This is a genomic window from Ruegeria sp. CDSC002, assembly GCF_059610905.1.
Genome location: NZ_JBXWOM010000001.1, coordinates 111,016 through 124,347 on the forward strand (window position 1 = coordinate 111,016; position 13,332 = coordinate 124,347).

Genomic DNA, 13,332 nt, shown 5'->3' on the forward strand with positions numbered 1-13,332 from the left:
CCTTCAAATATAAGGCCGGTTTATCTTTGTGGACTATCCATTGGGACGGGGATAAACCATTTCAGAACACTGAGATTGCGCGCCGAGAGAGCCATATGCCCACGCTGAATGATATCCGCTCAACCTTTCTGAATTATTTTGCCAAACAGGGGCATGAAATTGTCGCGTCCAGCCCGCTGGTTCCGCGCAATGACCCGACATTGATGTTCGTGAACTCGGGCATGGTGCAGTTCAAGAACCTGTTTACCGGTGTTGAAACCCGTGATTATCAGCGCGCCACGACGGCACAGAAATGCGTGCGCGCCGGCGGTAAGCACAATGACCTCGATAACGTTGGTTATACCGCGCGGCACCACACCTTCTTTGAAATGCTGGGCAACTTTTCCTTCGGCAATTACTTCAAACACGAGGCGATTCCGTTTGCGTGGGAGTTGATCACCAAGGAATTCGGCATCGACAAGAACCGCCTGTTGGCAACGGTGTATCACACGGATGACGAGGCGTTCGAGATCTGGAAAAAGGTCGGCGTTCCCGAAGACCGGATTATCCGCATCGCCACTAGCGACAATTTCTGGCAGATGGGTCCGACTGGTCCGTGTGGACCGTGTACCGAGATTTTCTACGACCATGGCGATCACATCTGGGGTGGTCCTCCGGGATCGCCCGACGAAGACGGCGACCGGTTCATTGAAATCTGGAACATCGTTTTCATGCAGAACGAGCAATTCGAGGACGGCTCGATGGTCGAACTCGACATGCAGTCGATCGACACCGGCATGGGGCTGGAACGGATTGGCGCGCTGCTGCAGGGCAGCCATGACAACTATGACACCGACCTGTTCAAGACATTGATCGAAGCGTCTGCTCATGCCACCGGGGTTGACCCCTATGGCGACCAGAATGTGCACCACCGGGTAATTGCGGACCACCTGCGCGCGACATCCTTCCTGATCGCTGATGGCGTGATGCCGTCCAATGACGGGCGTGGCTATGTGCTGCGCCGGATCATGCGTCGTGCTATGCGTCATGCGCATCTTCTGGGGGCGAAAGATCCGGTTATGTATCAGCTGGTGCCAAGTCTGGTGCAGCTGATGGGAGCGCAATACACCGAGTTGGGACAGGCGCAGCCGTTGATCGAAGAGACGCTGCTGTTGGAGGAAACGCGGTTTAAGCAAACCCTCGATCGTGGTCTGAAACTCCTGGATGATGAAGTTGCAGGCTTGCCCGAGGGCGCGGCGCTTCCGGGTGATGCGGCATTCAAATTGTACGACACGTATGGATTCCCACTGGACCTGACGCAGGATGCCCTGCGCGAAAAGGGTCGCTCCGTGGACACGGACGGATTCGACGCGGCCATGGCCGAACAAAAAGCCAAGGCCCGTGCGGCATGGGCCGGTTCGGGTGAGGCTGCAGATCAGGCAGTGTGGTTTGATGTGCTGGATACTGCCGGAGCTTCGGATTTTCTGGGCTATGACACGGAAAAGGCCGAAGGGCAGATTGCCGCTTTGGTGGTCGATGGTGCATTGGTCGACACAATTGAAAAGGGCGGATCCGGTTGGGTGATTGTCAACCAGACGCCGTTTTATGGCGAAGCTGGCGGTCAGATCGGTGATACTGGCGAAATCCGTCGTCTTGAAGAACGCGATGACATGGCGCGGGTCGAAGACACCAGAAAATTCGCCGATGGCAAAATCTATGCCCACAAAGTGACCGTTGATCAGGGCGCTTTGTCCAAAGGTGACGCGGTCGAGCTTGAGGTCGACCACGCGCGGCGCACGGCAATTCGCGCAAACCACTCGGCCACGCATCTGCTACACGAGGCGTTGCGTGAAACGCTGGGCGATCATGTTGCACAGCGCGGCTCGCTGAACGCGGCCGACCGGTTGCGCTTTGACTTTAGCCATTCCAAGGCGCTGAGCGGGGATGAGATTCAAAAGGTCGAACGCGATGTGAATGACTTCATCCGTCAGAACTCGACTGTCGAAACGCGGATCATGACCCCCAATGATGCGCGCGAATTGGGCGCACAGGCGCTGTTTGGCGAGAAATACGGCGACGAAGTCCGGGTTGTGTCCATGGGCAAAGCTCCGACCGGCAAGGGTCAGGATGGCGAGACATGGTCGATTGAGCTGTGTGGCGGTACGCATGTTCGCCAGACTGGTGATATTGGGTCGTTTGTCATCTTGGGGGACGCGGCATCCTCTGCGGGGGTAAGACGAATTGAGGCGATTACGGGTGAATCTGCAACGTTATTGCTGCGAGACTACTATTCTAAACTTGCCGAATCTGCATCACTTCTTAAGGCGCAACCTACCGAGGTTCCAACACGATTGTCTTTGCTGTTGGACGAACGCAAATCGCTGCAAAACGAAGTGGCGCAGCTGCGCCGCGATCTGGCCATGGCCGGAGGGGCCGGGCAGGGTGGCAGCGAAGCGCGTAATGTGAACGGGGTCGCCTTCCTTGCGCAAGCGCTGAACGGCGTATCGGGCAAGGACTTGCCGGCGTTGATTGATGAGCACAAAAGCCGTCTGGGGTCTGGTGCCGTTCTGCTGATCGCGGATGCGGGCGGTAAGGCTGCTGTGGCCGCCGGTGTGACGGCCGATCTGATCGACAAAGTCTCGGCCGTTGATCTAGTTCGTGCGGCTGTCGCAGAACTGGGCGGTAAAGGCGGCGGTGGACGCCCCGACATGGCACAGGGCGGTGGCAAGGACGCGTCGAACGCAGATGCGGCGATCAAAGCCGCAGAACAGGTTTTGGGAGGATAAGATGGCTGCACTCTGGATTGCCCACGTCACCGTGACGGATGCGGACGCATATGCGAAATACGCGGAGCTCGCAGGGCCTGCGATTGCCAAGCACGGCGGGGCGTTTATTGCCCGCGCTGCACGTTACGTCCAACTGGAAGGGAAGGAGCGTCCGCGCAATGTGGTCGCCAAGTTTCCGTCCGTCGAGGCCGCGGTCGAGTGCTATAATTCACCGGAATACCAGCAGGCCCTGGACCACGCGCGCGGCGCAAGTGAGCGTGAACTGGTGGTTGTAGAAGTTACCGACTGAAAATGAGCCCGGTCTGGTCGGTGGATTTTCCGCCGATCAGATACATTCATGGGCGGAATTCAGCCGAACTGTTCACAAGTGAAGTGAACGGTATTGTGGCAATTTTGGACGCACACGAAATCTATGTGATTCCAGCATCTTACTTTATTTTGACACGAGTTGCCGGGTATCTTCCCGCCTAGATTGTGGCGCGTTGCCCTCAATTCCAGCGCGAAATGGTCTTAATGAGTGACGAATTTCCGCCTTTTTTCCCCTTCACGTTCGCCCCAGATTGTACAAGCGCTACCGTATACCGTTAGTTGGTTCTAATCGCACGCGGTCCCGTTTGTCGACAATCGTCGAGTGAACAGGGATCGAGGTACAGGCATGAAATCGGAAGATATCGGACTCCAAGCTGCTCTCGGGCGGTTAAAAACATATTCAGGTCGGGCAGTGGGGATTGCCGTATTGGTATGCGGGGCGACGCTTGCCGGGTCCCAAGTGGATGCGAGCGAGGGCAGCTTCATCCGAACCCTCGCGGCGTCCCCTCCGCCTTCGGGCGCGCAGCAATTGTGCCGTCAGTATGCTTGGGCATGTGCCAGTAAGGCGTCGGTGCGCATGACGTCACAGCAGGAAATGCAGATCATTGAGCGGATCAACCGTCAGGTCAACGCAACGACGCGCGCGGTTACGGATCAGACGCAATACCGTACCACCGAGCGGTGGGCTTTGCCGACAACGCGCGGCGGGGATTGCGAAGATTTTGCTCTTTTGAAGAAAAGAGATCTGATCAGGGCAGGTGTTGATCCTAACAAATTGCTGATCGCGACGGTGTTGGATACGCGCCGGAACGCACATGCAGTTCTTGTCTATCGCTCCGCTCGGGGGGATCTGGTGCTGGACAATTTGACCAATCGGATAAAACCATGGTCGGCCACGCGGTATTTGTTCCTTCGGATGCAGGATCCGACTAAGCCAAGCAATTGGGTCGGTGTTTACGGAAGAAGCTAAGGCTTTCAACTCATCTATCAGATTATGCATCGCAAAAGGGGCGACACGATAGTCGCCCCTTTGTTTTTCAGACCGAACGTCGAGACGTATTCGGCATTTTTCATGGCATAGCCTAAGTATTCAGGCTGCTTTGCATTTGGTCGCGTCAGAGGGTACCGCCGCTGCCATCGGCGCCGCCGCCACCGGCACCGCCGCCGCTGCCATCGCTGCCACCGCCGCCGTCACCACCGCCGCTGCCATCGTTGCCGCCGCCGCCGTCACCGCCGCCGCTGCCATCACTGCCACCGCCGTCATTGCCGTCGCCATTGCTGCCACCATTGCCGTCGCCATCATTGGAGTTTCCACCGCCATTGCTGCCGCCGTTGCCGTCGCCGCTGTCGGAGTTTCCACCACCATTGCTGCCGCCGTTGCCGTCACCGCTGCTGGAGTTTCCGCCGCCGTTGCTGCCGCCGTTGCCGTCACCGCTGCCGGAGTTACCGCCACCGTTGCTGCCGCCGCCGCCGCTACCGCTACCGGAGTCCGCGCCGCCATTGCTGCCGCCGCTGCCATTGCTGCCGCCGCCGTTGCTGCCGCCGCCGCCATCGTCGGAACCACCGCCGCCGCCGCCATCGTCGGAACCACCGCCGCCGCCACTGCGGCCGTCGCCGCCATTGTCGCCTTCGCCACCATTTGTCGACGAACCTGAACCGCCCGAGCCGCCACTGCCACCGGTGTTACCTGCGGATGCGCCGCTGCGGCTCACCGAGTTGTTGTCATTGTCATCATTTCGATCGGTTCGAACTGTCGCCGTTGGGATGTCGGTCAAAATGGCCGCGAACAGGGGGCACGTCTGGGACGTGCGGGCTAAGATGTCCTCAAAGTCGGCACGACGCTGAATGTAACGCAGCATCCGCTTGTCGACGACCTTGCAACTACAAAGCGTTTCGGTGGATACAGATTGCCGGGCTGTTTTGACATTACAAACCTCAGCCGCATAAGCCGTGCTTGTTGCCATTAATGGGAATGCCGCGGATAAAAATACAAACGAATATAAACGGGACCTTACGCGCATAGCGCTACTCCTTTAAACTCATTACCAACACCTTTGAATTAAGTAATTGTGCCACAGATTTGACAAAAATACAGCTGTATCTTGCCTCATTTTTTTGACGGGTGTCTGCAAAAAAAGCGGGGAAGTATGCAACCTATTGGTGAAACTATATGAAAAACAACAAAAAAGCCCGTCGCAGGGACGGACTTTTTTTGGGTAGATTTAGCCATCTAGGAAGCAAAAATGTCACAATTGAGGCATTGTAGCCCGCAAAGAAACAATGCTCTGGGTCGGATCAGGCCGATCTTGCCATCCGTTTCCGTTCGTGCGGGTCAAGGTAACGCTTGCGCAACCGAATGGCGTTTGGAGTGACCTCAACCAGTTCGTCATCATCGATATAGGCAATCGCTTCTTCCAGAGAATACTGGATATGAGGTGTCAGGCGAACGGCGTCATCGGAACCGCTGGCACGTACGTTGGTCAGTTTCTTGCCTTTGAGCGGGTTCACCTCAAGGTCGTTATCGCGTGAGTGTTCGCCGATGACCATGCCCTGATACACGTCGGTTTGCGGGGCAACAAACATCCGGCCGCGCTCTTCCAGGTTCCACAGTGCATAAGCCACGGCCTGTCCGTTTTCCATCGAGATCAAAACCCCCGCACGACGACCCGGGATCGGGCCTTTGTGGGCCGCCCAGCCGTGGAACACACGGTTCAGAACACCGGTGCCGCGCGTGTCGGTCAGGAATTCACCATGGTATCCAATCAACCCGCGCGACGGTACATGCGCGATAATACGGGTCTTGCCCGCGCCGGCCGGACGCATTTCGGCCAGTTCACCTTTACGCGCGCCGGTGATCTTTTCGATCACCGAGCCTGAATATTCATCGTCGACGTCAATAGTGACTTCTTCGATGGGCTCCATGCGCTGGCCGTCTTCCTCGCGGAACAGAACCTGCGGACGTGAGATGCTGAGCTCGAACCCTTCACGGCGCATGTTCTCGATCAGAACGCCCATCTGCAATTCGCCACGGCCAGCAACCTCAAAGGCATCGCCGCCAGGTGTGTCGCTGATGCGGATGGCAACGTTTGACTCGGCCTCTTTCATCAGGCGGTCGCGGATAACACGCGACTGAACTTTCTTGCCGTCGCGACCGGCCAGGGGCGAATCGTTGATGCCAAAAGTAACCGTGATGGTCGGCGGGTCGATGGGCTGGGCGGGCAGAGCCGCTTCGACCTGCGGCGAGACCAGTGAATCCGCCACGGTGGCTTTGCTCATGCCTGCGATGGTGACAATGTCACCGGCCTCGGCCACGTCGATGGGCTGTTGTGCCAGTCCACGGAAGGCCAGGATTTTCGACGCGCGGAAGTTTTCGATCAGCGTGCCATCGCGGCTCAGCGCCTTGAGGTTGTCGCCCGCTTTCAAAGTGCCGCTTTCCACACGACCGGTCAGGATGCGACCGATGAACGGATCGCTGCCCAGCGTCGTGGCCAGCATGCGGAAGGGTTCGTCTTTGTTTTCGACCTGCTTTGGGGCAGGGACGTGATCGACAATCAGATCGAACAAGGCGGTCAGGTCCTTGCGCGGCCCGTCCAGCTCCATATCTGCCCAGCCGGAACGGCCTGAGGCATACATGGCAGGAAAATCCAGCTGATCGTCGTCAGCGCCGAGGTTGGCGAACAAGTCAAAGCATTCATCAAGTGCGCGGTCGGGTTCAGCGTCGGGTTTGTCGACCTTGTTCAGCACTACGATGGGACGCAGGCCCAGCGCCAACGCCTTGGACGTCACGAATTTGGTCTGCGGCATCGGGCCTTCGGCGGCGTCCACCAACAGGACAACACCGTCGACCATGCTGAGGATCCGCTCAACCTCGCCACCGAAATCGGCGTGGCCGGGGGTGTCAACGATGTTGACGCGCGTGCCCTTCCATTCGACCGAGGTCGCTTTGGCAAGGATGGTGATGCCGCGTTCGCGCTCCAGATCGTTGCTGTCCATGGCGCGTTCGGCCACCGCCTGGTTTTCCCGGAACGCACCGGATTGTTTAAGCAGCTCATCCACCAGGGTCGTTTTACCGTGGTCCACGTGAGCGATGATTGCGATATTGCGCAGGTCCATGAGAGGTCAGCCTTTGAACGGGAAGTTGCCGCGCGCATAACGCGGATTGACTGAATAGGCCAGCCCTAACCGGTCGTCAGTGGCCCGCTGTGCTGGAAAACAGGTGAATGATCAGGATTCCGGCCAATATCATCGCCAAACCGACCACCGCAGGCCAGTCCAGGCGCTGACCAAAAACAATGAAGCCAATGATGGCGATCAGCACGATCCCCAAGCCGGACCAAATGGCATAGACGATGCCGACCGGCATATACTTTAGGGTGAGGCCCAATAGGTAAAAAGCAATTCCGTAACCCACGACAACCAAAACAGAGGGCCAAAACCGGCTGAACTGCTGGCTGGCCTGCAGCGCCGTTGTGCCAATTGTTTCGGCGAAAACCGCCAGCAAAAGTATAAGATAGGCTTTGGGCACGGCAGGTCTCGATTCAGTTGCAGTTGGGGAGGTTGACCACAAAATCCCGATTCACGACAAGGGGAATTTGGATGGATATCGGGAAAAGTTCGGTGTCGAAAGCACCGGGACTGCCCACCGAAGAGGTCAGGATAACCATACTATTTCAAAGAGAAAAACTCTGATATGAAATGGGTGGTTTTTAGTTTTCTTTTATGAGTTTTTAATGACGAAATTTGCGATATCCGTGATCGTTGCTTCGGCATTCATAGTGGCGCTTGGGTGGCTTGCGGGCGGGGGGTCCGTCGACATAAACGCAGCCAGTGGTGTTGAGCGGTTTCAAAGTTTTCAGGTTTAAGTGCCTGCCGGAACGATTGGAAAAGGGGCCTTTGTGCCCCTTTTTCTATTGGCTCAACCGACGGTGTTTTCTGAAAAATACGTGCTCAGTTTCGGTCGCAACCATGACCACAGCGCTGGTGCACCGCGATTGATCGGGATTCCCACACGGCGTTCGATCTGGGCAAACGTCACGTTGTAATCGACCCAGGACCCGCCACCTGTTTCAAGGTTCCCGATCGGGGTTTGAAACCGATCGATCGCCTTGGCAAATCGCGCGTCTGGCGACTCGGCGGCTTCGAACTCCTCCCATAGCGTCCGGAAGGCGTGCTGCGGTGCCTCGGGCAACAACCCGAACAACCTGTCGGCTGCTGCCTTTTCCTCGGCTTCTTGTGCGGCGTGGTCGACTTGTCCGTGGATGGGATGATCTCCGGCATCAATTTCGACGATGTCATGCAGTAGAAGCATTTTCAGGACTTGGTCCAGCGATACACCGGGCTGCGCGTATTCCGCCAAAACCCAAGCAAACAGCATGATGTGCCAGGAATGTTCGGCCGAGTTCTCAAACCGATCGTCAGACAACAGGCGCGAGGCGCGGTAAACGGACTTCAGGCGGTCTGCCTCAGTCAGAAAAGCCAGCCGTTCAGAAAACGCAGTTTCGGGCGTTGACTGCGCGTGCAGCATGGCGCTGGCCAGAGCGTGTGCTTGGGGGAATTCCCGTGCCAAATACGCGGCGCGACCACTGCAGAGGTTTTCCCGCGCTACTTCAACATGATCCGGGTTGGGGGTTGGCGAACACAAGACTTGAAACAGCGGTTGGCATCGGTCCAGATACTTGGCGAATTTCGCGTCCGGCGTCGTGTCGGCCTCGAACTCTTCCCACAGGGCTTGAAACGCAGACGTCTGATCGTCCGGCAAGAGACTAAACAACTCGTCCGCCGCCGCGTGCTCGGCGCGTTCCACGGCGTTCCAATCGGTTTCCAGGTGAATGGGGTGATCGCCGACGATGATCTCGACAAGATCGTGCAACAGCAGCATGCGTATGACGCGGTTAATGTTAACGTCGTCACCCGCCAACGGCTCCATCGTCAATGCCCATAAGGCCAGGTGCCAGCTGTGTTCTGCAGAGTTTTCAGGGCGGGACCGATCCAGGAGCGCATTGGCGCGATCGACCGACTTCAGCCTGTCCGCGCGTTTCAGGAATTCAAGTTGCGCGGACAGTCTTTCAGTCATTTCTTTTCAATCGCTTTCACCTGGGATCGATGTTTGGTCAGTGCGTCGATGACAAACTTGCGCGCTTTGCGTTCAGCGATGCGTACACGCATTTCGGTCAAAAAGGCCTCTTCCAAGGTCTGGGAGGAGGCGCCCAAAAGCTCTCCCACCTCGACAAAGAAACGATCATTGCCGGTTTCGTCCATCACCTTCATTGTGTCCTCGGCCAGTTTGGCCGCAAGCGTTGTGATGGTATTCGACATTAGCGCGTGTTCTCGGTCAGGCGACGCTTCACATAGTCACTGACATCGGTGATCAGCGTGTCCATGTGACGGTCCTGGAAGAAGTGATCAGCACCCTCAACCTCGTTATGGGTGATGGTGATGCCCTTTTGTTCGTGCAGTTTGTTGACCAGCGACGTAGTGTCGGCGGGTGGGGCCACACGGTCGGACGAGCCGTTGATGATCAGGCCGGACGAAGGGCAGGGGGCCAAGAACGAGAAGTCATACATGTTGGCTGGTGGCGACACGCTAATAAAGCCCGTAATTTCTGGGCGGCGCATCAGCAGCTGCATTCCGATCCAGGCACCGAACGAGAAGCCGGCAACCCAGCAGTGCTTGGAGTTGTTGTTCATCGACTGCAGATAATCCAGCGCTGACGCTGCATCGCTCAGCTCACCGATGCCCTGATCGTATTCGCCCTGGCTGCGGCCCACGCCGCGGAAGTTAAAGCGCAACACGGTGAAGCCCATGTTGTAAAACGCATAGTGCAGATTATAGACCACCTTGTTGTTCATGGTCCCGCCGAATTGTGGATGCGGGTGCAGCACGATGGCAATCGGTGCGTCTTTTTCCTTTTGCGGGTGGTAGCGGCCTTCCAGGCGGCCTTCGGGTCCGGGAAAAATCACCTCGGGCATGTGTGCTTTGGTCCTGTCTTTTTCTTCCTGATGCCATGATATACTTGACGGTAATCGTAAGGCACTTTAGAACGGTTCTAATTATGATGCTTTGCGCAAGGCGCTGCCTGTCGGAGATACGCACTGGCGGCGGCGGCGTCAATGTTTTCGCTTATAACCTGCCATGAGGGAAAGACAATGAAGCTTTCGACAAAGGGTCGTTACGCGATGGTTGCACTGGCTGATATTGCTCTACAGCCCTCGGACCGCTTGGTGACGCTTAGCGAAATCTCCGAACGTCAGGATGTCTCGCTTCCTTATCTTGAACAGCTTTTCGTCAAATTGCGCCGGGCCGAACTGGTTTCATCCGTACGTGGACCGGGCGGCGGGTATCGTCTGGCGCGGCCTGCTTCCGAGATTCGGGTGGTCGAAGTTCTGGCGGCGGTGGATGAAACCGTGGACGCGCTGCAAAAAGGTGCCGGGGCATCCGGGGCATCCTCGGGCAGCCGGGCGCAGTCTTTGACCAACCGTCTTTGGGAAGGTCTCAGTGCGCATGTCTACGTTTTTTTGCACCAGACGCGCCTGTCTGACGTGATCAAGAACGACTTGGCCCCGTGCCCGGCAGTTCCCAGTCTGTTTTCCATCGTTGATGAGTAATCTAATGCTGTTTGCCTCTTGGGTTTCTTCCCCGCTTTGCGACCAGGAAAAGATGTATCCATGAATCGTGTTTATCTGGATCATAACGCAACAACACCGCTGCGCCCCGAGGCCCGCCAGGCCATGGTGGCGGCGATGGAATTGTGCGGGAACCCTTCGTCCGTTCACGCCGAGGGCCGTGCGGCCAAGGCTCTGATCGAGCGGGCAAGGGCGCAGGTTGCAGCCGCATTTGGTGCGGATGGGGCAGACGTTGTGTTCACATCAGGTTCGACCGAAGGGGCAGCGCTGACATTGATCAATCGTGATTTGCACGGGTCCGCGATTGAGCATGACGCGATCAGATCATGGATCACCGAAGACTTGCCCGCGTCGCAATCTGGTCAGGTGGACGTGTCAAACCCCCAGCAGTCGACCCTGCAATTGGCGAATTCCGAGACGGGGATTGTCCAATCGTTGCCAAACGGATTGGCGGTGACAGACGCGACACAGGCCTTTGGCAAATTGCCGGTGGCTTTTAATTGGCTGGGCGTCCAGATGGCGTTGATTTCGGCTCATAAGCTGGGCGGCCCGAAAGGTATTGGCGCGGTGGTGATGAAACGTGGCACTGAACTGCCTGCAATGATCAAAGGCGGTGGGCAAGAGATGGGCCGACGGTCAGGCACCGAAAATGTCATTGGAATCGCGGGGTTCGGGGCGGCAGCTGAAGCTGCGGCGCGGGATCTTTCAAATGGTATCTGGGAACAGGTTCGTGAATTTAGAAATATTCTAGAAAATGCCCTTGAGGCTGGTTCTAAATCTACTATTTTTGTCGGGAAAGGTCAGGACCGCCTTCCGAATACCTCGTGTTTCGCAACCCCCGGCTGGAAGGGCGAAACGCAGGTCATGCAGATGGATCTGGCAGGTTTCGCTATCAGTGCAGGTTCTGCCTGTTCCAGCGGCAAGGTCCGGGCAAGCGCGGTGTTAACCGCGATGGGTTTTGATGAGGTCACAGCAGCAAGCGCGATCCGCGTGTCTCTGGGACCTTTGACCACTGAAGAAGATGTGCTGCGTTTCGCCGAAACGTGGCTTGAAAAAGAAAAGAAGCATCGCGCGCGCGCCGCGTGATCTGACGGAGGTGTCATATGGCCGCTTTGGACCAGACCCAGGTAAAAGAAGGTGTCGATCAGGAAACCGTGGACGCGGTACGCGAGGTCAGTACCTACAAATACGGTTGGGATACCGATATCGAGATGGAATATGCTCCCAAGGGCGTAAACCCGGATATCGTCCGGCTGATCTCGGAAAAGAACGAAGAGCCCGAATGGATGACGGAATGGCGTCTGGCGGCCTTCGAACGCTGGACAAAGATGGACGAGCCGAACTGGGCTATGGTCCACTATCCCAAGATCGACTTTCAGGACCAGTATTACTATGCCCGTCCCAAGTCGATGGAGGAAAAGCCCAAATCGCTGGATGAGGTCGATCCCAAGCTTCTGGCCACATACGAAAAGCTTGGTATCCCACTGAAAGAGCAGATGATTCTGGCCGGTGTCGAAGGCGCCGAGGACATGCCTGCCGAAGGTCGCAAGGTGGCCGTGGATGCGGTGTTCGACTCGGTTTCGGTTGGCACGACCTTTCAAGACGAACTGGCCAAACATGGCGTGATCTTCTGTTCGATCTCAGAGGCGATCAGGGAACACCCTGAGCTGGTCAAAAAATATCTTGGCACCGTTGTGCCTGTTTCTGACAACTTTTACGCCACGCTGAACTCGGCCGTGTTCTCGGATGGCTCGTTTGTCTACATCCCGCCAGGCGTGCGCTGCCCGATGGAGCTGAGCACCTATTTCCGCATCAATGCGGAAAACACGGGTCAGTTCGAACGCACACTGATTATCGCGGACAAGGGTTCTTACGTTTCGTATCTGGAAGGCTGCACCGCGCCGCAGCGCGACACGGCCCAGCTGCACGCGGCCGTTGTTGAGATCATCATCGAAGAAGATGCCGAGGTGAAATACTCGACCGTTCAGAACTGGTTCCCCGGGGATGAAAACGGCAAGGGCGGTATCTACAACTTTGTGACCAAGCGCGCCGATTGCCGGGGTGATCGGTCCAAGGTGATGTGGACCCAAGTGGAAACCGGATCCGCCGTGACCTGGAAGTACCCGTCCTGCATCCTGCGCGGTGATGAAAGCCAGGGTGAGTTTTACTCGATCGCCATTACCAACAACATGCAGCAAGCTGATACCGGCACCAAAATGGTGCATCTGGGCAAGAACACCAAGTCGCGCATCGTGTCCAAGGGGATCAGCGCGGGTAAAGCACAGAACACCTATCGCGGTCTGGTTTCGATGCACCCCAAGGCGAAGGACAGCCGCAACTATACACAGTGCGACAGCTTGCTGATCGGCGATAAATGCGGGGCTCATACGGTACCGTATATCGAGGTTCGCAACAATTCATCGCGCGTGGAGCATGAGGCGACGACCTCCAAAGTGGATGACGATCAACTGTTCTACTGCCGTCAGCGCGGCATGGACGAGGAAGAGGCCGTGGCGCTGGTCGTCAACGGGTTCTGCAAGGACGTCCTGCAGGCGTTGCCGATGGAGTTTGCCATGGAAGCGCAGCAGCTGGTGGCCATCAGCCTCGAAGGATCAGTGGGTTAACCCCGCATTCCT

12 protein-coding genes are annotated in these 13,332 nt (G+C 57.0%); 6 read left to right on the top strand and 6 right to left on the bottom strand.

Going from position 1 to position 13,332, the window contains the following annotated elements:
* Positions 1 to 95: 95 nt before the first annotated feature.
* The 3 genes from alaS to AC2FJE_RS00595 all read left to right on the top strand — a co-directional run bounded on the left by alaS (position 96) and on the right by AC2FJE_RS00595 (position 4,044).
* Positions 96 to 2,765 (top strand): alanine--tRNA ligase, encoded by a 2,670-nt coding sequence (gene alaS / locus AC2FJE_RS00585; RefSeq protein WP_496754095.1) that lies wholly within the window; start codon positions 96 to 98, stop codon positions 2,763 to 2,765.
* A 1-nt stretch (position 2,766) separates the two neighbouring features.
* Positions 2,767 to 3,054, top strand: a complete 288-nt coding sequence (locus tag AC2FJE_RS00590) for a DUF1330 domain-containing protein (RefSeq protein WP_113790250.1) — start codon at positions 2,767 to 2,769, stop codon at positions 3,052 to 3,054.
* Between the two features lie 366 nt (positions 3,055 to 3,420).
* A complete protein-coding gene (locus AC2FJE_RS00595; RefSeq protein ID WP_282168282.1) occupies positions 3,421 to 4,044 on the top strand; it encodes a transglutaminase-like cysteine peptidase in 624 nt (207 codons plus the stop codon).
* 145 nt (positions 4,045 to 4,189) lie between these two features.
* Here AC2FJE_RS00595 and AC2FJE_RS00600 read toward each other — a convergent pair whose 3' ends face one another.
* The 6 genes from AC2FJE_RS00600 to AC2FJE_RS00625 all read right to left on the bottom strand — a co-directional run bounded on the left by AC2FJE_RS00600 (position 4,190) and on the right by AC2FJE_RS00625 (position 10,042).
* Positions 4,190 to 5,095 (bottom strand): hypothetical protein, encoded by a 906-nt coding sequence (locus AC2FJE_RS00600; RefSeq protein WP_282168283.1) that lies wholly within the window; start codon positions 5,093 to 5,095, stop codon positions 4,190 to 4,192.
* A 274-nt stretch (positions 5,096 to 5,369) separates the two neighbouring features.
* Positions 5,370 to 7,187 (bottom strand): translational GTPase TypA, encoded by a 1,818-nt coding sequence (typA, locus tag AC2FJE_RS00605; RefSeq protein ID WP_496754091.1) that lies wholly within the window; start codon positions 7,185 to 7,187, stop codon positions 5,370 to 5,372.
* A gap of 76 nt (positions 7,188 to 7,263) precedes the next feature.
* On the bottom strand, positions 7,264 to 7,599 hold the full coding sequence (locus tag AC2FJE_RS00610) for a DMT family transporter (protein ID WP_496760419.1): 336 nt from the start codon (positions 7,597 to 7,599) through the stop codon (positions 7,264 to 7,266).
* A 390-nt stretch (positions 7,600 to 7,989) separates the two neighbouring features.
* On the bottom strand, positions 7,990 to 9,147 hold the full coding sequence (locus AC2FJE_RS00615) for an HD domain-containing protein (RefSeq protein WP_496760421.1): 1,158 nt from the start codon (positions 9,145 to 9,147) through the stop codon (positions 7,990 to 7,992).
* A complete protein-coding gene (locus tag AC2FJE_RS00620; protein ID WP_058271680.1) occupies positions 9,144 to 9,389 on the bottom strand; it encodes a hypothetical protein in 246 nt (81 codons plus the stop codon). Before AC2FJE_RS00620 ends, AC2FJE_RS00615 begins: the two co-directional genes overlap by 4 nt.
* On the bottom strand, positions 9,389 to 10,042 hold the full coding sequence (locus AC2FJE_RS00625; protein ID WP_058271679.1) for an alpha/beta hydrolase: 654 nt from the start codon (positions 10,040 to 10,042) through the stop codon (positions 9,389 to 9,391). Before AC2FJE_RS00625 ends, AC2FJE_RS00620 begins: the two co-directional genes overlap by 1 nt.
* Positions 10,043 to 10,219: 177 nt before the next feature.
* Here AC2FJE_RS00625 and iscR point away from each other — a divergent pair, with 177 nt between their 5' ends.
* From iscR to sufB, 3 genes are read left to right on the top strand one after another with little or no spacing between them, the layout of a single operon-like run.
* Complete coding sequence (gene iscR / locus AC2FJE_RS00630) at positions 10,220 to 10,678, top strand: Fe-S cluster assembly transcriptional regulator IscR (protein WP_058271678.1); 459 nt, start codon at positions 10,220 to 10,222, stop codon at positions 10,676 to 10,678.
* A gap of 60 nt (positions 10,679 to 10,738) precedes the next feature.
* Positions 10,739 to 11,782, top strand: a complete 1,044-nt coding sequence (locus AC2FJE_RS00635; RefSeq protein WP_496704208.1) for a cysteine desulfurase family protein — start codon at positions 10,739 to 10,741, stop codon at positions 11,780 to 11,782.
* A gap of 17 nt (positions 11,783 to 11,799) precedes the next feature.
* Positions 11,800 to 13,320, top strand: coding sequence for a Fe-S cluster assembly protein SufB (gene sufB, locus AC2FJE_RS00640; RefSeq protein WP_058271676.1), 1,521 nt, complete (start codon positions 11,800 to 11,802; stop codon positions 13,318 to 13,320).
* The last annotated feature ends 12 nt before the right edge of the window (positions 13,321 to 13,332 follow it).